Origin of the sequence: Pantoea sp. FN0307 (assembly GCF_050113815.1) — a bacterium.
In the GTDB taxonomy this organism is placed as follows: Bacteria; Pseudomonadota; Gammaproteobacteria; order Enterobacterales; family Enterobacteriaceae; genus Mixta; species Mixta alhagi.
The window spans coordinates 185,024-206,468 of sequence record NZ_JBNJSO010000004.1 but is presented as its reverse complement, the minus strand read 5'-3'; the positions used below and the strand labels follow the sequence as shown (position 1 = coordinate 206,468).

Genomic DNA, 21,445 nt, shown 5'->3' with positions numbered 1-21,445 from the left:
GGCGGCGCGGACATTACTTCAGATCGGCTTCATCAAAATTAAAAGAGGTGTCAGGCATCATGTAAAAACCGCTCAGCGATTTGCTATGAGCCGACACCAGCTTTTCCACCACCAGCGGCGCCCAGGGGCGATCGTTCCAGATACGGTCCTGCGCATCTTTATACAGCTGCGCTTTTTTCGCCGTATCGGTGGTTTTCAGCGCGTCGTTCAGATCTTTATCCACCTGTTCATTGCTGTAAAAGGCGGTGTTAAAGATTGCTGGCGGCCAGGAGCCGGTGGCAAACAGCGGCGTCAGCGCCCAGTCAGCTTCACCGGTCGAGGCGGACCAGCCGGTATAGAACATCCGTACGCCGCTCTCTTTTTGCCCTTTCCCTTCTACTTCCGCCGCGCGCTGCCCGGCATCCATCGCCGTGACCTTGACTTTAATGCCCACCTGCGCCAGCTGCTGCTGAGTAAACTGCAGCACTTTCTGCGCGGTGCTGTGGTTGTGAGAAGACCAGAGCGTGGTGCTGAAACCGTCCGGGTAGCCCGCCTCTTTTAGCAACTGCCGCGCTTTCGCCGGATTGTACTCCATCGCCGGATAGCTTTGCGCAAAGGCAATCGACGGCGGCACGATGCCGGTTGCTGGCGTGGCGTAACCGGCAAAGGCGACTTTGCTCAGCGCCTCGCGGTTAATCGCGTAGTTAATCGCTTCGCGCACTTTCGGGTTATCGAACGGCTTCTGCGTGACGTTAAAACTGATATAGCGCTGCATGATCGACGGCGTGCTGACTAAATCGAGCTTGCTGTTTTGCTCCAGCCGTTTCGCCTGCTCATAAGGGATCGGGAAGGCAAAATTGGCTTCACCGGTTTGCAGCATCGCGGCGCGGGTATTGTTATCCACAATGGGTCGCCAGGTGATGCTGTCGAGTTTCGGATAGCCCGGCTTCCAGTAGCCGTCCCACTTTTTCACCTTCACAAAATCGGTCTGGTTCCAGGTCACAAACTGATAAGGACCGGTGCCGACCGGATGGAAGCCGATCTCCTTGCCATATTTTTTCAGCGCGGTAGGGGAAATCATCGCCGCCGCCGGATGGGCCAGAATATTAATAAAGGCGGAGAACGGCTGCTTCAGGGTAATCTTCACCGTGGTGTGATCGAGCACCTCGGTGGTGGCGATATGTTTAAACAGGTTATAACGCTTCAGATGGTTATCCTGGTCGCTGGCGCGATCGAGATTCACCTTTACCGCCTCGGCGTTGAACAGGGTGCCGTCCTGAAACTTAATACCGGAGCGTAGCTTGATGGTCCAGGTCAGGCCGTCGGGGCTGGCCTGATAGCTTTCCGCCAGCACGTTTACCAGCTTCATGTCCTTATCAAAGCCGAACAGCCCCTGGTAGAAGGATTTCGCCACCGCCTGCGACAGGGTGTCATTGGCATCATAAGGGTCGAGCGTGGTGAAGTTAGAGCCTACGGCGATCACGGCATCCTTTGCTGCCCAGCCGGGCGCAGCGGCGAAACTACTAAGCAGGCCGGCGGTTATCAGCCATCTGCGGGTCGTGAGTTTGGTCATATGCTTGTTCTCCTTAGTCCCTTGCGGGTTGTGCAAAAGCCGGGCCGTCAGGCGCCGCTGATGATATGCCGGGCCACGTAATGATCTGCCCCAACCTGGATTAATGGCGCAACCACCGGCTCATCGCCGGGCGTGCGCAGCGGGCTGGGCAACTCATCCGCCAGCAGCGCTCGCTCGCGGCGGCGGTGGCCCGGATCGGCAACCGGCACCGCTGACATCAGTTTGCGCGTATAGGGATGCTGGGGATTTTCAAATACCGCCTGGCGCGGACCGATTTCTACAATCTGCCCCAGGTACATCACCGCCACACGATGGCTGATGCGTTCCACCACCGCCATATCGTGTGAAATAAACAGAAAGGCGATACCAAATTCGCGCTGCAAATCCAGCATCAGATTGATGATTTGCGCCTGAATAGAGACATCCAGCGCCGAGACCGACTCGTCGGCAATCACCACTTTGGGATTCAGTGCCAGCGCGCGGGCAATACAGATGCGCTGGCGCTGGCCGCCGGAAAATTCATGCGGATAGCGTTGGGCATGTTCCGGCAGCAGCCCCACTTTTTCCAGCAGCCAGGCGACTCGTTTTTCCGCTTCAGCGCGTGACATGACCTTGTGGATCAGCAGCGGCTCCATAATGGAAAAACCAATGGTGAGACGCGGGTCGAGTGAAGCGTAAGGATCCTGAAAAATAAACTGAATATCGCGCCGTAAATGCGCCAGCTGATGCGCCTTCAGCCGATCGATACGCTGCCCGTTAAAGGTAATGCTGCCGCCCTGGCTCTCTACCAGCCGCAGCAGCGAGCGGCCGGTAGTGGATTTACCACAGCCCGACTCCCCCACCAGCGCCAGCGTTTCACCGGCATAAAGGCTGAAGCTCACCTTTTCTACCGCATGCACCCGCCACTTCACGCGGTTCAACAGACCGGCGCGAACATCAAAACGCGTGACTAAATCACGCACTTCCAGGATCGGCGCTTCATGATGCTTTACCGTATCCACCTGCGCCCCGCTGTTCTCCTGCTCGCCCGGCAGCGGAAATTTACGCGGCAGGGGCTGCCCCTGCATAGCGCCAAGACGCGGCACCGCTGCCAGCAGCGCACGGGTATAGGGCTGCTGCGGCGCGCTAAACAGCGTGGCGGTATCGGCGCTTTCGACCACGGCGCCACGGTACATGACCTGCACCCGGTCGGCCATTTCCGCCACTACACCCATGTCATGGGTAATAAAGATCACCCCCATCGCCATCTCTTTTTGCAGCACGCGGATCAGCTGTAAAATCTGCGCCTGGATAGTGACATCCAGTGCGGTAGTGGGCTCATCGGCAATCAGCAGCGCCGGACGACAGGAGAGCGCCATGGCGATCATCACCCGCTGGCGCATGCCGCCGGAAAGCTGATGGGGATAGCGCGTCATGACATTTTGCGCTTCGGGAATGCGTACCAGATCGAGCATTCGCCGCGCCTCCGCCAGCGCCTGCTGGTGGCTTTTGCCCTGATGAAGCCGCACCGATTCAGCGATCTGCTCGCCAACCGTAAACACCGGATTCAGCGAGGTCATCGGCTCCTGAAAAATCATCGCCATATCCGCGCCGCGAATGGTACGCATCTGCGACTGTCGCAGCTGCGCCAGATCCACCAGCGCGTTATCACGCCGCCGCAGCCACAGCTCACCGCTATCCAGACGGCCGCCGCTCTGCTCAATCAGACGCATCAGCGCCAGCGAGGTCACCGATTTTCCTGAGCCGGACTCGCCCACCAACGCCAGGGTTTCACCGCGTCGGACCTCCAGCGAGAGCTGACGTACCGCCTGAATGATATGGCCCTGCTGGTTAAAGCTGACGCTAAGATTACGTACCGCCAGCACGCACTCTTCGGCCAGCGGTAAAGAGGATGACTGTTGCATGCTGGCTCCTTAAGCTTGCCGGTAAATCGCGACTACCGGGCCTTGATCCGCGTAACCGTAGCCGCGATACATGCCTTCAGTATTGAACGGCAGCGCAATGTTTCCCTCAGCGTCGACAGCAATCAGGCCGCCGTTGCCGCCCAGCGTTGGAATTTTATCGAAAATAACCCGTTCGCAGGCTTGCTGCAGGCTGAGCCCGCCATACTCCATCAGCGCGGCGACGTCGCCAGCCGCCAGGGTGCGGATAAAAACTTCCCCGGTGCCGGTACAGGAGACCGCTACGCGGCGATTGCTGAAACAGCCTGCGCCCGGTAACGGCGAATCGCCAATGCGCCCGACCCGTTTATTGGTCATGCCGCCGGTTGAGGTGGCGGCAGCGAGATTGCCCGCGCTGTCGCAGGCTACCGCGCCGACCGTACCCAGTTTGCGGTCGGCATCCAGCGGTGCGGATCCCTGCGCCGCTCCATCATGATCCAGCAGCGTTTGCTGGCTGGCGCGGGCGCGCTCCAGCTGCTGCCAGCGTTCATCCGTGGAGAAGAAGTCCGCCGCAACCGGCGCCAGGCCCTGTTCCTGGGCAAACTGCTCTGCACCGCTGCCGCACAGCAACACATGCGGGCTGTGCTCCAGTACCGCGCGCGCCGCCAGGATCGGATTACGAATATGCGCTACGCCAGCCACTGCACCGGCATCCTGAGTGCGCCCGTCCATGATGCAGGCGTCCAGCTCATGCGTGCCCTGATGGGTAAAGACGCTGCCTTTCCCGGCATTAAACAGCGGACACTCTTCCAGCAGGCGCACCGCTTCGGTAACCGCATCTAACGCGCTGCCGCCAGCGGCAAGGATCCTCTGGCCGCTGGCAACAATTTCGCTTAGCGCCTGGAGATAACGCTGCTCCTGCTCCGCGCTCAGCGCCGAACGTGCAATCGCGCCCGCGCCGCCGTGAATGGCAATGGCTGCTCTGCCCATCATTATTTACCCTGTGTTCTGAAACCGCCGGAAACGGCTGAATGGATGTGATGTTATGATTTTTCGGCAAATTTTGACTATAGGTAGCCGCCGGGGTGATGTAAAGCGTAAAGCCAGGTAAGGTTTAATAACAAAGCGTTATATCTCATAACTAAAAGCACATCATAAGCCTCTGGTGCGCTGGCGGGGTGATCGTCAGGGCATTTCGCGCCATAATAGGCGCTATCTGTAGGTTCTGGCCGGAGGCCAAATGGAAAGTTTTACTGCGGGATTAATCTCCCTTGAAGAGGCCCGGCAAAAAATGCTGGATCGGCTCTCACCGCTTAGCGAGAGCGAAACCCTGAGTGTCTACGCTGCTGCCGGGCGGATTACCGCCGCTCCGGTTATTTCACCGCTCAACGTTCCGCCATTTGATAACTCGGCGATGGATGGCTATGCGGTGCGTATGGCGGATATTGCACGCGGTGAAGCGCTGCCGCTGGCTGGCAAAGCCTTTGCCGGCGCTCCCTTTAGCGGCGAATGGCCCGCAGGCAGCTGTATTCGCATTATGACCGGCGCGCCGGTGCCGGAAGGCACGGAGGCGGTGGTCATGCAGGAACAAACCACAACGGAAGGCGAACGTATCCGCTTTACCGCTGAGGTTAAAGCGGGGCAAAACATTCGTCGCGCCGGAGAAGATATTCGTCAGGGCGACAGCGTGCTGGCGGCGGGCGTGCGCCTCGGCGCAGCGGAGCTGCCGCTGATCGCGTCGCTGGGCATCGGCGAGGTTGAGGTGGTGCGTCGGCTGCGGGTCGCCATTTTTTCTACCGGCGATGAGCTACAGCCGCCAGGTCAGCCGCTGGCGGCCGGACAAATATATGACACTAACCGCTTTGCCGTACGGCTGATGCTGGACCAGCTGGGGTGCGAGGTGATCGATCTCGGCATTATTCGTGACGATCCACAGGCGCTGCGCGCCGCCTTTATCGAGGCCGATCGCGCGGCGGATGTGGTGATCAGCAGCGGCGGCGTCTCGGTAGGTGAAGCAGATTACACCAAAGCGATGCTGGACGAGCTGGGCGCTATCACTTTCTGGAAGCTGGCGATTAAGCCAGGCAAACCTTTCGCCTTTGGGCGGCTGAGCAACAGTTGGTTCTGCGGCCTGCCAGGCAATCCGGTTTCCGCCGCCGTGACCTTCTATCAGCTGGTACAGCCGCTGCTGGCGAAGCTGAGCGGTCAGCAGCGCGCCGCTCTGCCGCCGCGTCAGCGCGCTCGCGCCGCTACGCGCCTGAAGAAAACGCCTGGCCGCCTCGACTTTCAGCGCGGTATCGTCAGCCGTGGCGAAAATGGCGAACTACAGGTGGTCACCACCGGTCATCAGGGCTCGCACGTATTCAGCTCTTTCAGCCAGGCCAACTGCTTTATTGTGCTGGAGCGCGAACGCGGCCATGTCGAGCCGGGCGAATGGGTAGAGATCGAGCCATTTAATCACCTGCTGAGAGGCTGACATGCTGCCGGAGCTGAGCGATAGCGAAACCCTGCGTTATAACCGGCAGATCGTGCTGCGCGGCTTTGACTTTGATGGACAGGAGCGGCTGAAAGCATCGAGCGCGCTGGTAGTAGGTCTGGGCGGTCTGGGCTGCGCCGCCAGCCCTTATCTGGCCTCGGCGGGCATCGGCACGCTGACGCTGCTCGATTTTGACGTCGTTTCCCTCTCTAACCTGCAGCGTCAGGTGCTGCACAGCGATGCAGAGATCGGCGAAGTAAAAGTCGAGTCGGCCCGGCGGCGGCTGGCGCAAATTAATCCGCTGACCCAGCTACGCACCGTCAATGCCCGGCTGGATGATGCGGCACTGGATGCGCTGGTGGCGCAGCATCAGGTAGTGCTGGACTGTAGCGATAACGTCGCCACGCGCGAACAGCTGAATCGCCTCTGTCGGCAGCGACGGATCCCGCTGGTGTCGGGGGCCGCAATACGTATGGAAGGCCAGATCAGCGTTTTTAGCTGGCAGGATGAAACCCTGCCCTGCTACCGCTGTATCAGTCGCCTGTTCGGCAGCGATACCCTGAGCTGTGTCGAAGCGGGGGTGATGGCCCCGCTGGTTGGCGTAATCGGTTCGCTGCAGGCGATGGAAGCGATTCGTCTGCTAACGCATTACGGGGCGGCCGCCTCCGGTAAGCTGCTGATGTATGATGCCATGACGCTGCAGTTCCGTGAAATGAAGGTGGCCAAAGATCCTGCCTGTGAAGTCTGCGGCACCGCTTCCGGTTAATTAAAGTTGGTTATTCAGCAGCTTCCCTTTCCCTGGCTATAGTTGAAACATGGAAAATGGAAATGCGCCCCAGGCGCAGGCGTTGAATAAAGCAGACAGCGAAAGCCGTGCTGCAAAACCAGTGCTGCGTCAGATGATGCTGGTCTTTCTGCTGGTTATCAGCAGCGCGGTAATCGCCATCAACGGCTGGAGCCTGTGGAGCAGCTGGCAACGAACACTCCACCTTACCGAGGAAAACGCACGTAACCTGTCGGTGTCGCTTGCACGTCAGGCAGAAGATACCTTTCTGCAAATTGACCTGACCCTGCAGGATGTGCGCGATCGTATTAACCAGGACGGGATTGAGCAACAGGCCGCTAATCTGCATCAGCTGCTGATGGCGCGAAAAGCCGCTCTGCCTCCCCTGGACAGCATTATCATTTATCACGCTTCCGGCTACCCCGCGCTCTCCTCCTCCCTGGCGACGCTGTCGAAAACCAGCGTCGCCGATCGGGAATATTTCCGCTTTCATCAACGTTCTCCCGACAGCAAACTGCATATCGGCGACGTGGTGCGCAGTCGTGTTAGCGGCAATATGGTGATCCCGGTGACCGAACGCCTGAGTAATCCCGACGGCACCTTTCGCGGCGTGGTGATGGCCTCGATTCGCCTCGATTATTTCCGCCAGGTTTATGATTACTACAACCTGGGCGAACGCGATCTGATGGCGCTCATGAAGGCAAACGCTAACCTGGTCTATATTCGCCCCTACAGCGAAGCGCTGATTAATCGCAATATTTCCCTTAGCCCGTTGTTTACCCAGCTGTTAACCACGACCGCCAGCGGGGCCGCTATTTATCGTGCGGCAGTTGACGGCAGGCCACGCATTTTTGGCTATGCCCGGCTGACCAATTATCCGCTGGTCGTGACCGCAGGCTACGATTTGCAGGAGGTGCGACAGGACTGGATCGCGGATTCTATCGGCTTTGTTTTGCTCAACCTGGTTCTGCTGGCGTTGCTGTTTCTGCTTGGCTTTATCGTACTGCACCATATCCGCCTGAACCTGCATAACCAGATGGAGTTAACCCGGGTGCACGATCAGCTCACCCATATGAACCGCACCCTACAGAACATGGCGCTGGTGGATGGGCTCACCGGGCTGGCAAACCGCCGTCAGCTGGACTGGTTTATCCCCAGAGCGATGGAGCGCGCGATAAAGCTGCATACGCCGTTAACGATTGTGCTTATCGATGTCGATTCGTTTAAGGCCTATAACGATACCTATGGTCATCAGGCGGGCGATGCATGCCTGCGTAACGTAGCCGATTGTTTGAACCGCCTGCCGCTGCGTCATGATGAGCTGATTGCCCGTTACGGTGGCGAAGAATTCATGCTGGTACTGACGGATAAAACACAGCCGGAAGCACATCTTATTGCAATGCAGGCGGTGCGTGCGGTAGCGTCGCTCAGGATGCCGCATCAGGCAAGCAGCGTGGAGGAGAAGGTCGTCACCATCAGCATTGGCATGCACTGGCAGCCACGGGTGTTCGCCGGGGTTTTACCTGCGGAATTTATCGACAAGGCGGACGAAGCCCTTTATCAGGCGAAACGTCGGGGGAAAAACCGGGTCTGGATGAGCAATATGCCGCCGACGGCAGGATAAAAGTAAGGCCGCCATTACGGCGGCCCTGGGTTGGCATTTTGACACCAGCTGGCGCGTCAGCGCTTACTGAACGCCTTTGCTGCGCAGATAATCTTCATAGCTGCCGCTGAAGTCGATGACTTTCTCCGGCGTAATTTCCAGCACGCGTGTCGCCAGCGAGCTAACAAATTCACGGTCGTGAGAAACAAAGATCAGCGTGCCCGGATAGATCTCCAGCGCCATGTTCAGCGACTCGATCGATTCCATATCCAGGTGGTTAGTCGGCTCATCCATAATCAGGATATTGGGGCGTTCCATCATCAGCTTGCCAAACAGCATACGGCCCTTTTCACCACCCGACAGCACTTTCACCGGCTTTTTGATCTCATCCTGACCGAAGAGCAAACGGCCCAGCACGCTGCGCACCGCCTGCTCATCGTCGCCTTCCTGCTTCCACTGGCTCATCCAGTCAAATACATTCAGATCGGTATCAAACTCTTCCGCGTGATCCTGCGCGTAATAACCAATGCGCACGTTCTCAGACCATTTCACCGTACCGCTGTCAGGCTGCAAATCGCCCACCAGTGTTTTCAGCAGCGTGGTTTTACCCACACCGTTGGTGCCCAGTACCGCCAGCTTTTCGCCGACTTCCAGCAGCAGATTCAGATCGCGGAACAGCGGGCCGTTGTCGAAGCCTTTGGTCAATGCTTCCACTTCCAGCGCGTTGCGGAACAGCTTTTTATCCTGCTCAAAACGGATAAACGGGTTCTGACGGCTGGAGGCTTTGACCTCGTCCAGCTTGATTTTATCGATCTGTTTGGCGCGTGAAGTGGCCTGACGCGATTTAGAGGCGTTGGCGCTAAAGCGGCTGACAAATGACTGCAGCTCGGCGATCTGCGCCTTTTTCTTGGCGTTATCAGACAGCAGACGCTCACGCGCCTGGGTGGCGGCGGTCATATATTCATCGTAGTTGCCAGGATAGATACGCAGCTCGCCGTAATCGAGATCCGCCATATGGGTGCAGACCATGTTCAGGAAGTGACGGTCATGCGAAATGATGATCATCGTGCTGTTGCGGTCGTTCAGCACCTGCTCCAGCCAGCGGATGGTATCGATATCCAGGTTGTTGGTTGGCTCATCCAGCAGCAGAATATCCGGGTTCGAGAACAGCGCCTGCGCCAGCAGTACGCGCAGCTTCCAGCCCGGCGCCACTTCGCTCATCAGACCGTAATGCTGCTCAAGCGGGATCCCCACGCCCAGCAGCAACTCACCGGCGCGCGCTTCGGCGGTGTATCCGTCCATTTCGCCATACAGCACTTCCAGATCGGCGACTTTATAGCCATCTTCTTCGCTCATTTCCGGCAGCGCATAGATACGATCGCGCTCCTGCTTTACCAGCCACAGCTCATCGTGTCCCATAATCACAGTATCCAGCACGCTGAATTTTTCAAACGCGAACTGGTCCTGGCGCAGCTTACCGATACGCTCATTCGGGTCACAAGAGACGTTGCCGGCGGACGGCATTAAGTCGCCGCCCAGAATCTTCATAAAGGTTGATTTACCGCTACCGTTCGCGCCGATCAGACCGTAACGGTTGCCGCCGCCAAACTTAACGGAGATATTTTCAAACAGCGGTTTGCTGCCAAACTGCATGGTAACGTTGCTGGAAACTAGCACAGGGATTGCCTTACTTATGCGGGGAAGAGTCCCGTTATAGTTCACATAACAGGGGCGTTAACGCTATGCGCTGACTCGGGCCGTGCCTGAGATGCGCCGGTTCGTCGCCTGCCTGCTGTTGAATTATTTCAGGGAATAACGAAATTTGGCGGGCATTGTGCCATAAAAAAAGGCTGGCGAATACCGCCAGCCTTGCGTAACCCCATCAGCTACCGTGCTGTTCCGTCTTGTGCTTGAGCGGCGCAGGCAGTGGAGGCGTTTCACGATCGGGTGAAAGCCAGTCGCGCAGATAGTGCTCAATCTGCTCCAGGCTGCGGTTGCGCGTTTCCGGAATACAGTTAAGCACAAAGATCGCGCCGCCGATGCCGATAGCGCCGAAGATAAAGAAAGCGCCTGCCAGCCCCACCGATGCCAGCATCACCGGGAACATCAGCGAGATAAGGAAATTGGCGATCCACATGGCGAATACCGCGCCGCCCATAAAAATACCGCGCAGGCGCGTCGGGAAAATTTCTGACAGCAGCAGCCAGGTCACCGGCGACAGTGCCCCCTGCTGGAAACAAAGAAACATCAGCATGCCCAGCAGCACCATATAGCTACGCAGCATATCGGGCTGGCCGTTAAGGGTTTCCGGCATCAGCCAGCTTACCGCGCCGATAAAGAACAGACAGGCGGTACAGCCAAACTGTCCGATCATGGTCATGGTGCGACGGCCGATTTTCCCCAGCAGCCAGATGCCGACAAAAGTCATCAACACCGAAATCACGCCATTGGCGATAGTGGCAAACAGCGCGGCGCTGTTGCTCATGCCGACGCTGGTTAATACCGTCGGCGCATAGTACATAATGGTATTGACGCCGGTCAGCTGCTGGATCACCGCCACGCCGATACCGATCAGAAACAGCTTAAACAGCCAGGGCTGTTTAAGCTCGCGCAGCCGTGGTTTTCCCTGATTCTCCTGCTCCTGTAGCGTCTCCTCGATTTCGGTGAGTTCCCATTCAACATCCTCTTTGGCACGGGTACGCTCCAGCACGTGGCGCGCTTCCGCCAGGCGACCTTTCATGGCATACCAGCGCGGCGTATCGGGCATAAACATCATGCCGAACCACAGCAGTACCGCCGGTAAGGTAGCCACAGCCAGCATCCAGCGCCAGGTATCCGCCCCGCCCCAGATAGCGTCAAAGGAGGCGTTAGAGATATAGGCCAGCATCTGACCGGAAACGATCATCAGTTCCTGTAAGGTTACCAGTTGACCGCGCTTATTCGCCGGAGCGATTTCAGCAATATAAACCGGCACCGTCGCCGCCGCGCCACCGACCGCTACGCCCAGCACCAGACGGAAGAAGATCATCCAGTTAACGTCTGGTGCCAGCGAGGTTCCCAGAGCGCCAATGGCAAAGATCACAGCCAGCACCAGAATGATTTTTCGGCGTCCGGCGGCAGAGGCGAAATGCCCGGCAAGCAGCGCGCCAAAGGCGGCGCCGAACAGCAGCGAACTGGTTACCAGCCCGGTGGTGAAAGGCGTGAGATGCAGTTCATCGCCCATAAACAGCAGCGCACCCGAAATAACCCCGGTATCGTAGCCAAACAGCAATCCACCCAGCGTTGCGACCACCGCGATCACTTTAACGAAGGGTTCAGCGGGCGTGCTGCTGTTTGGCCCGGAGGCTTTGCTCAGCGTAATGTATTGTTCTTTTGGCATAGTGACTCCAGCAACCTGGTTGAAGTGGAAATCCGATCTGCGCCCTGCTGACAGAACACAAACCTTTCACAGCACAACATAGATTATTTTTTTCATTTCAAATAATAGTGAAATATCAATTTTGTGGAGAGAGTCATAATCTTCGGTCTGAAGGCTGATCCTGGTCACACTATTCCGCTTGCAGGGTTGTTAAATCGCCACAAAACCCGTTACAGGCGTTAACGGCATACGTTTCGTTTTCAAGATAAAAAGAAATGTTTATTTTAAATTATGCTGTGCGGCGGGCCAGGTACAAACCGCGCAAAAAAAAAGCCGCCAGTAGCGTACTGACGGCTTGAGATGCATAACGCAGGCGACGACACCCCTTTGTTTTTATCCCTGCGCGTTAAGCGGTTAACCGGCGGGCGTCGCCGGACCAAACAGGTTAAATTGCGGCAAGGCGACGTTTTGATAATTTTCCCAGCCGCCGCCAAGCGCTTTATAGAGCGCGACCAAATCCAGGCTGCTTTGTACGCGCGCCTGCTCCGCCTGCTGTTTTGCCTGCGCCAGCTGACGCTGCGCATCCAGCACCTCAAGGAAGGTAGAGAGACCTTTTTTATAGCTGTCGCTGGCCAGATCAAAGCTGCTCTGCAGGGCGCTAACGGTTTCATCCATCTGCGTTGCCCGCTCCTGATCGGTACGGTAGCTGACCAGCGCATTTTCCACATCCTGCAGCGCGGCTAGCACCGTTTGCCGATAATTTAATGCAGAGCTGGCCTGCTGGGCACGGGTAAGCTTCACGCTGGAGACCAGCCTGCCCCCCTGAAAGATGGGAATCGACAGCGCCGGACCATAGCTGTAAAAGTGGCTACTCCAGTTATCCAGATAGCTGGCGTCCGTATTGCGCACGCCCAGCTGGCCGGTTAATGAGAGGCTGGGGAAAAGCTGCGCAACCGACACGCCGATATTTGCCGTTGCGGCATGCAGGCTAGCTTCCGCCTGACGAATATCGGGACGACGACGCGCCAGCGTTGAGGGAATGCCTACCGGCACGGCAGCAGGCAGCGCGGGCAGCGCTTTTTCGGCGCTCAGTTCGCTATCCAGCGCGCCGGGCGGTTTGCCCATCAGCACCGCCAGCCCGTTCATCGCCTGACGCGCCTGCGCCTGATACTGCGGCAGCTGAGCGCGTAGCGAGCTAAGCTGCGCGCGGGCGTTTTCCACATCCAGCTGCGGCGCAAGGCCGTTACGCTGCTGGCTTTGCGTCAGCGCCAGCGTCTGCTGCGCCACATCGATTTGGGTTTGCAGCGTGCGCGTTACCGACTGCGCGCCGCGCAGCTGCAGATAAGCGCGCGCGACTTCAGCCTGCAGCGAAACCAGCGCATCGTTGCGGCTCTCTATCGACTCCTGCTGCTGCGCACGGGCGGCTTCTGCCTGTCGGCGTACTTTGCCCCACAGATCCAGCTCCCAGGAGGCGTCAAAACTGCCCTGGTAGAGATTAATCGGCTGCGTCAGGCTATCCAGCGAGGAGCGCAACTCCGGTGCGTTCGCATCCAGCTGATCATATGCGCCGTTGGCTTCCAGCACGCCTTTTGCGCCCAGCTGCTGACGTCTTGCGGATAGATTGCCGTTAACAGCAGGCAACAGTGCGCCGCGCGCCTGCGCCAGCTGCTCCCGCGCGCCGGCAATGCGCAGTACCGCCTGCTGCAATGAGAGATTACCGGCAATGGCGCGGTCGATCAGGCTATTTAGCTGCGGGTCGTTAAAGCTGCGCCACCAGCTGAGATCGATGGCGCGGGGCTGCGGCTTTGACGCTGCCGTTGAAGAGAGATCGCGCCAGCTCACAGGCATTTGAGGCCGGGGCGGCTGGTAATCAGGCCCCACCGCGCAGCCCGCCAGTAGCAATGATAAAGCCAGCAGGCCAGGGCGCGAACGCATTATCCCCTGAGTAACGTTCATGTCAGTGTGCTCCTGCGCTGCCTTCGCTCTTGACCGGCGAAAGCAGGAAACATAAAGGAATCAAAATAAACGCGACAATACCCAACCCGACAAATACATCGACATAGGCCAGGATACGCGCCTGCACAATCATTTCCTGATAGAGCTGACCGGTAGCCAGCGTCAGCGGATCGCCAGCGGCCGAGGTAAAGTCGCGGATACTCTGCGCCCAGCGTTCAACAGTGATATTGAACTGCTCATTCAGTGGCGTCATGTTATGCACCAGATGCGCGCTACGTACCTGTTCGCGCTCGGTTATCGCTGCGGTAGAGAGCGAGATGCCAATCGATCCAGCGACGTTGCGGAACATGGTGAACAGCGCCGAGGCGTCGGCATTCAGCCGCTGCGGAATGGTGGCAAAGGCGATAGTGGTTAATGGCACAAACAGGAACCCCAGGCCGATAGACTGGGCGCTGCGCATCAGCACCAGCGTCGCGAAGTCAACCTGCGGCGTTAAACCAGAAGAGTAGAACATCGACACCGCCAGACAGGTAAAGCCGAAAGCGATAATCCAGCGCGTTTGCACTATCGGCATCAGCTTTAGTACCAGCGGAATGGTGAGCACGATCAGGATCGCGCCCGGCGACAGCACCAGACCGGACCAGGTCGCGGTATAGCCCAGATCCTGCTGCGCCAGCTGCGGCAGCACCACGGAGCTGCCATACAGGATCATCGCCATACCCGCCATCAGCAGGCCGGAAACCCAGAAGTTACGATCGCGTAACACACCGATTTCCACCACCGGCTTACGCGCATACATCAGCCAGTAAATCGCGCCGGTCAGGCCAATCAGGGTCATCACGCCGAAAAACTGAATAAAATGCGAGGCGAACCAGTCTTCATCCTCGCCGCGATCCAGCATGACCTGCAAGCAGCCGAGACCCAATGTAATCAGGCTGATGCCGATATAATCGATGGTTAATTTACCTTTGGCCCAGCGCCGCTCCCACGGCGGATCTTCCAGCAGCTGATAGATCGCCAGCGTAGCGAGGATGCCCACCGGCACGTTAATAAAGAAGACCCAGCGCCAGCTGTAGTTATCCGTAATCCAGCCGCCCAGCGTCGGCCCTATCACCGGCGCCACAATAATCGCAATGGAGGAGAGGCCGAACGCCTTACCGCGATCTTCCGCCTTAAAGTAATCGAGCAGCACCGACTGCTGTACCGGCTGCAGTCCGCCACCAAAAAAGCCCTGCAGAATACGGAACAGAATAATTTGCCACAGCTCCGTGGCGATGCCGCACAGAAACGAGCAAACGGTGAACATCACAATACAGATCAGAAAGTATTGTTTGCGTCCAAACAGGCGGGAAAAGAATGCGGAAATCGGTAGCACGATGCCGTTGGCCACCAGATAGGAGGTGAGTACCCAGGTTGATTCGTCGTAGCTGGAGGAGAGCGTGCCGGCAATATGCGGCAGCGCCACGTTAACGATGGTGGTATCCAGGATTTCCATGAATACCGCCAGCGTTACCGTTACCGCCACCAGCCAGGGATTACTGGCCGGCTGCCAGCTTTGGCTCTGGCTCATTCCACCGTAACCTTAGGCACCACGGAGAGTCCCAGCGGCAGAGGCCTGTTTGGATCAAGCCCTTTATCAATGACAATCTTAACCGGCACGCGCTGTACGATTTTCACGAAGTTGCCGGTGGCGTTCTCCGCCGGGAAGGTAGAGAAACGTGATCCGGAGCCCATCTGAATACTGTCTACGTGCCCTTCCAGCTCCATGTCTGGCCAGGCATCCACGCTAATAGTGACCCTGTCACCAGGTTTCATGCGCTCAAGCTGTGACTCTTTAAAGTTAGCGGTTATCCAGATATCCGGCGAAACCAGTGAAAAGAGCGCGCTACCCGCCTGCACTAACGATCCGGACTGTACATTACGTTTGGTCACAAAGCCATCATAAGGCGCCCGTACTTCGCTATAAGAGAGATTCAGCTCGGCAACATTGAGCTGTGCCTGTGCCTGCTCAACCTGACGACGTCGCGCTTCAACATTGGTCTCCTGCTGACGAATCTGTAATGCCACCTGCGAAGCCACTTCGACCTGTGCCTTCGCACTTTGCAGCTGCGCCTGAGCAGAACGTAGCTGAGCGCTGGCGGTATCAATATTACGTTGTGACGTCGCCCGTGGATCAACGCCGCGCAACCGACGATAGTCTGACTGAGCATTGAGCAGATTGGCTTCGGCCTGCGCCTGCTGCGCCAGCGCCTGATCGCGCTGCGCCGGATACTGTACTTTTGCCAGCGCCAGCTGTGCTTCAGCCTGATGCAACTGCGCCTGCGCCAGTCCCAGCTGTGCTTTTGCCTGATCGCGCTGCGCCTGCGTATCACGCGGGTCAATCAACAACAGCAGATCGCCTTTTTTAACCCGCTGGTTATCGTTAACCAGCAGTTTCACCGCATAACCGGAGGTTTTGGCCGCAATGGTGACCGCATTGCCTTCGGTAAAGGCATCGTCTGTGGTCTCTTCATTTCGCGTGGATAGCCAGAAGAAAAGCGCAACGATAATCATCACCACGACCACCACGCCTAAAACAATCAGCGGTTTTTTACCAGGGCGTTTACGCGGTTGTTCTTGTTCCTGCTGGCCTTCGTCAGGGTCCTGATGCGTTTTATCATCACTGCCCGGCGTATCGTTTGAATGAGTCATAGGTTCCATTTTCCTGCAGTACCAATCCTGAACTTACGATTTGAGATTAGCCGTAGAAGTAAAAATTACAAATGCCAGGATTAATTGACAAATTGAGTGTAGCGGGAAATGGGCAGGGATAAAGGAAAGAAGCCGCATTAGTGATCGGCAGAAAAACAGGTAGCGGAGCGTCTAATCAAGCGCGGCGCTGAAAACGCGCCGCAGAAAAGCATACGGTCAGGGTGGCCCTGGATAAGGCGATACCAACGAAAATTGCCGCCTGGCTGGTCGTATTGGCAGGAAAGTTACTGACGGCTCTCGTAGAACTCACGAAAAATAGTCAGGGTTTCATCGCTGACGTGGTGTTCAATTCCTTCGGCGTCGCGTCGTGCGGTATCGGGGCTAATGCCCAACGCCAGCAGAAACGTCTCAACCACATGATGACGCGCCCGACTCTCTTCAGCCAGCTTCTCCCCTTCGCTGGTTAAAAAGACGCCGCGATAGGGCACCTGCTCTACCAGGCCTACGCTTCCGAGGCGTTTCAGCATTTTCGCCACGGTAGGCTGCGATACGCCCAGGCGTGCCGCCATATCAACCTGACGCGCTTCGCCAAATTCGCGAATCAAATCTGAAATCAGCTCAACATAGTCATCAATCAACTCACGGCGATGCGCCTCGCGAACCTGTCGAAACCCTTCGACATGTTCTTCAATTTCTTTTAACGGCCCATTTATCCTGGCAGGAGCGGGCTTTGCGCGACGACTCATTCAGCTTCCTCTTATTCTTCAACCGGTCATTATCAGGCCCTGCCGGCGTGTTGGCGCATCATTGTAAACCATCAGCAAAGAAGCACAAATTTTAGCTGATTAGCATTGGCTAAAGGATATAGCCAGTGCTATATTTGTAGATAAAGTAGTCAGCCAGTATTAACAGCGGAGGAGCCAAAATGAACGAGCCTTACCTGTTGCTGTTAATTTTTCTGCTGTTTATCGCAGGGCTGTGTCTCTTAATTGTCAGACGTTAATCGGGAGGTTCCCATGAACACAACAAAACACTGTCTGGACTGTGGCAGATGTGTTCAGCGCACGCACCAGGCGAATATAAGCTGGAGAGGTATTCTCTGCTTGCTGACGCAATCGCCTTTTCGTCTGCGCCTGATGCTGCTGGAACGTCTCACAGGCGAATGCGCGCAAAGCGCTAACTGTCCACGTTTAATCTGGCGCGGTTAAACGCGCGGCGGTTCGCTGTACATACCGGCTTTATCTGAAAAGAATATTTCTGTAGGTAACAGCCATAAAAAAACGGCCCTTCAGAGGGCCGTTTTTGTTATCCTGCCAGCGGCAAGATTAGAAGCTGTAGCCAACGCCTGCGATCCAGGTGCCAACGTCAACGTTGCGGATACGGCTCTGCTCGTAGCCTACGTCGATAGCGAAGTTTTCATACGGGTTGAACTGCAGACCAGCACCGTAAGAGAAGCCAACATCGCTGGTGTCGGACTTGTTACGTACAGCCTGTTCGTTCTGCTGGAATTTACCGTAGCCGATACCTACTACGCCGTAGATGCTGGCCCAGTCGTTCAGACGGTAAGCCGGACCACCGGTGATGCCGTAGTACTGGCCTTTGTTGTAAAAGCCATCTTCGCTACGGTCTTTCTCGGTGTAGGTGAAAGAACCGATCCAACCCAGCGGGTTAGAGCCATCTTCGTAACGATATTTCAGGTTGAAGCCGTTAGCTTTATTAGCAACGCCCTGCATATCGCTCTGAGCGTAACCGCCAGTAACGGTGCTTTGAGCCATTGCGGAACCGGCAGATACAGCCAGTACACAAGCCAGTGCTGAAAGACATGCAATTTTTTTCATAACCACCTCAAATGTGATAGTACTTCTCTCCTGACAACGCTGAAAATATAACAAAACTTAGCGGGAAACTCTGCCTCGAAATGGTTGTCTAACCGATAGTTTGGTGTAACAGAAAGTTAATGAAATTTCGTATGTCATTCTTTTTTCTTATGAATTTTACCTTTAAAACCCTCTGAATTCTCTGATCAAAAAAAGGTTCATTAAGATTGTTCTTAAATAAACCTGACGTTTCTTTACGTAAAAACGCCCTTTCTGGTTAACAATCACCCGCTTCGCACGCTTACTTTTAGACGTAAAGCGCAAAATTTCCTCTCGTCGATGACTTTTTTTAGCCTGACTGTACACTGTGGACTTTTAACATCTGATGGATATTTAAGGCGGATTACAGGATGTCTTTGCGCGCTTTGCAAAAAAACCTTGTTTCTTCACAAACTATCATGCCGATAATGGTGATTCTGATCGCCATGATCTCTATACAGTGCGGTGCGGCGCTGGCAAAGACGCTGTTTCCCACCGCGGGCGCAACCGGTATTACCGCGCTGCGTCTGGGTATCGGCACGCTTATTCTTAGCCTGATCTTTAAACCCTGGCGTTTACGCTTTTCCCCACAGCAGCGCAAGGCGCTGATTTTGTATGGCGTTGCGCTGGGTGCCATGAACTATCTGTTCTATCTCTCTATTCGTACTGTTCCGCTTGGCGTGGCGGTTGCGCTGGAGTTTACCGGTCCGCTGACGCTGGCGCTGTTTGGTTCGCGCCGGGCGACTGATTTTATCTGGATTTTGCTGGCAGTGCTCGGGCTCTGGTGGCTGCTGCCGCTGGGCCATAGCTTTAGCCATGTTGATCCGCTCGGCGCAGCGCTGGCCATCGCTGCCGGCGCCTGCTGGGCAGTTTATATTCTGGCTGGCCAGCGCGCTGGCGCAGATCACGGTCCGGCAACGGTGGCGATGGGATCGATTATTGGCTCGCTGATTTTTGTTCCGCTGGGATTAACCTTTGCCGCCGACACCATTTGGCAACTCTCTATCCTGCCGATGGCGTTTGCGGTAGCGGTACTTTCCAGCGCCCTGCCCTATTCCCTGGAGATGGTGGCGCTGACAAGGTTGCCTGCGCGCACTTTCGGTACTCTGATGAGCCTGGAGCCAGCAATGGCAGCAATCTCCGGCATGCTGTTTCTTAACGAATTACTGACGCTGATGCAGTGGATGGGGTTACTGGCAATTATCATTGCCTCGGCGGGTTCTACTATTACCAGCCGCCCGCGTCATGCCGTGGTAACGGAAAGCGGAAAAATAACAGAGTAGTGTGATTACGAATATTCTTATTCAGCCTGACTTAACAGGCTGAATAAGCGCTTTTTTATTATTTTGTAATATTCTTAACGCCGTAATGATATTGGCTTGTTTATATTTTGTTATATTTCATAAAATTTATTATCAATATTTTCCATCTGTACAGTAATGAAAAATAAATATTTAAATTCATAAATTTAAATAATTAACTTTTTGTGCCCGCCATTTTCTTTGCTGGTTCTCTGACGAAAGCGCTAAAAAATTTCTTTACCCAACAGTTTGATAAGCGCTATCTGTTCAATAGGCAGTAACTTTCCTGCAGCCTCTAAATCCGGTGCTATACTTAATTCCGTGCTTAATTAGGACATACGACATTAGAGGATATTAATGATGAGTACCGCAAAACTGGTAAAAAACACATCTTCCGATCTGATCTACACCCGTAATGACGTGGCAGAGAGTGAGAAAAAAGCCACCATCGAGGTACTTAATCGTCTGGTTGTTGAATTCATCGACCTGTCGCTGATCACTAAGCAGGCGCACTGGAATATGCGTGGCGCTAACTTTATTGGCGTACACGAGATGCTGGACGGCTTCCGTACTACGATCACCGACCACCAGGATACCATGGCAGAACGTGTGGTACAGCTGGGCGGCGTGGCGTTGGGTACCGCACAGGTAGTGGTAGATAAGACGCCGCTGCAGAGCTACCCGCTGAATATTCATAGCGTACAGGATCATCTGAAAGCGCTGGCAGATCGCTACGGTCTGGTAGCTAACGACGTGCGTAAAGCCATCGGCGAAGTTAAAGATGAAGACACAGCGGATATTCTTACCGCAGCGTCACGCGATCTGGACAAATTCCTGTGGTTTATCGAATCAAACATCGAATAATCTGACATTGATTTAGCAAAGAAGCGGATGGTTGCCATCCGCTTTTTTTTTTGCATTTTTAACATATATTTATGACATATTTAACAATATAAACACTTCAAGGTTCACCTTCCGCTCTTTTTCTGGCTCAATCCCTGAGGGCATTGCACCAAATTACGGCAATGCACCAAAAAGGGTCACAACTTTAGTGCATTGGCAGAATTATCTGAATCTTTGGGCTTATCCTGTCCGTTAAGCACTGGTTTCTTCCAGTGATGTAAAGTTGGCATAGATTTTTCATATGACCATCAGCAACAGCGGTGCAACAGGTACCGCATCGGTAATAAGGATAAAATGATGAAGTCTGTTTTTAAGCTTTCCCTTGCTGCTTTAGCGTTAACGTTTGCCGTTTCCGCCACCGCGGCGGAGAAAAAACTGGTTGTCGCAACCGATACAGCGTTCGTCCCGTTTGAGTTTAAGCAGGGCGACAAGTATGTCGGTTTCGACATTGATTTGTGGGATGCCATCGCAAAACAGCTCAACCTTTCCTATAGCCTGAAGCCGATGGATTTCAGCGGTATTATTCCTGCCCTGCAGACGCGTAATGTCGATCTCGCACTGGCGGGCATTACCATTACCGATGAGCGTAAAAAAGCGATCGATTTTTCTGATGGCTACTACAAAAGCGGTCTGCTGGTGATGGTGAAAGCCAACAATGATGAAGTAAAAGGCATCAACGATCTTAACGGCAAAGTGGTTGCCGTGAAGAGCGGTACCGGCTCGGTTGACTATGCGAAAAAGCATATTAAAACCAAAGATCTGCGCCAGTTCCCGAACATTGATAACGCCTACATGGAGTTGGGCACCAACCGTGCGGATGCCGTGCTGCACGATACGCCAAACATCCTCTATTTTATCAACACCGCAGGCCGTGGACAGTTTAAAGCAGTAGGCGACTCTCTTGAAGCACAGCAATATGGCATCGCCCTGCCGAAAGGAAGCGATGAACTGCGCGAGAAGATTAACGGCGCGCTGAAAACGCTGCGTGACAACGGCACCTACAATACCATCTATAAAAAATGGTTCGGCAGCGAGCCGAAATAAACCTGAAGCCTGAAAGCGTTAGCCACGTCAGGGATGCCTAC

Annotated in this window: 16 protein-coding genes; 6 read left to right on the top strand and 10 right to left on the bottom strand. The window is 55.4% G+C overall.

From position 1 onward, the window contains the following. Positions 1 to 13: 13 nt before the first annotated feature. The 3 genes from gsiB to ACQE3Z_RS13630 are packed head-to-tail and all read right to left on the bottom strand — an operon-like array spanning position 14 to position 4,422. Positions 14 to 1,552, bottom strand: a complete 1,539-nt coding sequence (gene gsiB / locus ACQE3Z_RS13640; RefSeq protein WP_426974204.1) for a glutathione ABC transporter substrate-binding protein GsiB — start codon at positions 1,550 to 1,552, stop codon at positions 14 to 16. Positions 1,553 to 1,599: 47 nt separating this feature from the next. Next, positions 1,600 to 3,456 (bottom strand): glutathione ABC transporter ATP-binding protein GsiA, encoded by a 1,857-nt coding sequence (gene gsiA, locus ACQE3Z_RS13635; protein WP_426974203.1) that lies wholly within the window; start codon positions 3,454 to 3,456, stop codon positions 1,600 to 1,602. Positions 3,457 to 3,465: 9 nt separating this feature from the next. After that, a complete protein-coding gene (locus tag ACQE3Z_RS13630; protein ID WP_426974372.1) occupies positions 3,466 to 4,422 on the bottom strand; it encodes an isoaspartyl peptidase/L-asparaginase family protein in 957 nt (318 codons plus the stop codon). A 250-nt stretch (positions 4,423 to 4,672) separates the two neighbouring features. Here ACQE3Z_RS13630 and moeA point away from each other — a divergent pair, with 250 nt between their 5' ends. From moeA to ACQE3Z_RS13615, 3 genes are read left to right on the top strand one after another with little or no spacing between them, the layout of a single operon-like run. Then, positions 4,673 to 5,908 carry a molybdopterin molybdotransferase MoeA gene (gene moeA / locus ACQE3Z_RS13625; protein ID WP_426974202.1) on the top strand — a complete coding sequence of 412 codons (1,236 nt, stop codon included), beginning with the start codon at positions 4,673 to 4,675 and terminating at the stop codon, positions 5,906 to 5,908. Position 5,909: 1 nt separating this feature from the next. Continuing rightward, positions 5,910 to 6,674 carry a molybdopterin-synthase adenylyltransferase MoeB gene (moeB, locus tag ACQE3Z_RS13620; protein WP_426974201.1) on the top strand — a complete coding sequence of 255 codons (765 nt, stop codon included), beginning with the start codon at positions 5,910 to 5,912 and terminating at the stop codon, positions 6,672 to 6,674. A 49-nt stretch (positions 6,675 to 6,723) separates the two neighbouring features. Beyond that, positions 6,724 to 8,316, top strand: a complete 1,593-nt coding sequence (locus ACQE3Z_RS13615) for a sensor domain-containing diguanylate cyclase (protein ID WP_426974200.1) — start codon at positions 6,724 to 6,726, stop codon at positions 8,314 to 8,316. A gap of 63 nt (positions 8,317 to 8,379) precedes the next feature. On the opposite strand, the gene ACQE3Z_RS13610 is transcribed toward ACQE3Z_RS13615, so the two are convergent. The 7 genes from ACQE3Z_RS13610 to ompX all read right to left on the bottom strand — a co-directional run bounded on the left by ACQE3Z_RS13610 (position 8,380) and on the right by ompX (position 18,138). Further along, positions 8,380 to 9,972, bottom strand: a complete 1,593-nt coding sequence (locus ACQE3Z_RS13610) for an ABC-F family ATPase (RefSeq protein WP_426974199.1) — start codon at positions 9,970 to 9,972, stop codon at positions 8,380 to 8,382. Positions 9,973 to 10,177: 205 nt separating this feature from the next. Then, complete coding sequence (locus ACQE3Z_RS13605; RefSeq protein WP_426974198.1) at positions 10,178 to 11,674, bottom strand: sugar porter family MFS transporter; 1,497 nt, start codon at positions 11,672 to 11,674, stop codon at positions 10,178 to 10,180. Positions 11,675 to 12,067: 393 nt separating this feature from the next. Next, a complete protein-coding gene (locus tag ACQE3Z_RS13600) occupies positions 12,068 to 13,609 on the bottom strand; it encodes an efflux transporter outer membrane subunit (protein ID WP_426974197.1) in 1,542 nt (513 codons plus the stop codon). Position 13,610: 1 nt separating this feature from the next. Next, positions 13,611 to 15,179 carry a DHA2 family efflux MFS transporter permease subunit gene (locus ACQE3Z_RS13595; protein WP_250652217.1) on the bottom strand — a complete coding sequence of 523 codons (1,569 nt, stop codon included), beginning with the start codon at positions 15,177 to 15,179 and terminating at the stop codon, positions 13,611 to 13,613. Then, entirely contained in the window at positions 15,176 to 16,300 is a 1,125-nt protein-coding gene (locus ACQE3Z_RS13590) for an HlyD family secretion protein (protein WP_426974196.1), read from the bottom strand. Before ACQE3Z_RS13590 ends, ACQE3Z_RS13595 begins: the two co-directional genes overlap by 4 nt. A 284-nt stretch (positions 16,301 to 16,584) precedes the next feature. After that, the gene (mntR, locus tag ACQE3Z_RS13585; RefSeq protein ID WP_426974195.1) at positions 16,585 to 17,046 is read right to left on the bottom strand and encodes a manganese-binding transcriptional regulator MntR; all 462 of its coding nucleotides are present in this window, start codon (positions 17,044 to 17,046) and stop codon (positions 16,585 to 16,587) included. Between the two features lie 579 nt (positions 17,047 to 17,625). After that, the gene (gene ompX, locus ACQE3Z_RS13580; protein WP_426974194.1) at positions 17,626 to 18,138 is read right to left on the bottom strand and encodes an outer membrane protein OmpX; all 513 of its coding nucleotides are present in this window, start codon (positions 18,136 to 18,138) and stop codon (positions 17,626 to 17,628) included. Positions 18,139 to 18,527: 389 nt separating this feature from the next. Between ompX and rhtA the strand changes: the two genes are divergently transcribed. The 3 genes from rhtA to glnH all read left to right on the top strand — a co-directional run bounded on the left by rhtA (position 18,528) and on the right by glnH (position 21,404). Then, positions 18,528 to 19,439, top strand: a complete 912-nt coding sequence (gene rhtA / locus ACQE3Z_RS13575) for a threonine/homoserine exporter RhtA (RefSeq protein ID WP_426974193.1) — start codon at positions 18,528 to 18,530, stop codon at positions 19,437 to 19,439. Between the two features lie 378 nt (positions 19,440 to 19,817). Next, the gene (gene dps, locus ACQE3Z_RS13570; RefSeq protein ID WP_085067488.1) at positions 19,818 to 20,321 is read left to right on the top strand and encodes a DNA starvation/stationary phase protection protein Dps; all 504 of its coding nucleotides are present in this window, start codon (positions 19,818 to 19,820) and stop codon (positions 20,319 to 20,321) included. Positions 20,322 to 20,657: 336 nt separating this feature from the next. Then, positions 20,658 to 21,404 (top strand): glutamine ABC transporter substrate-binding protein GlnH, encoded by a 747-nt coding sequence (glnH, locus tag ACQE3Z_RS13565; RefSeq protein WP_085067489.1) that lies wholly within the window; start codon positions 20,658 to 20,660, stop codon positions 21,402 to 21,404. Positions 21,405 to 21,445 lie beyond the last annotated feature (41 nt).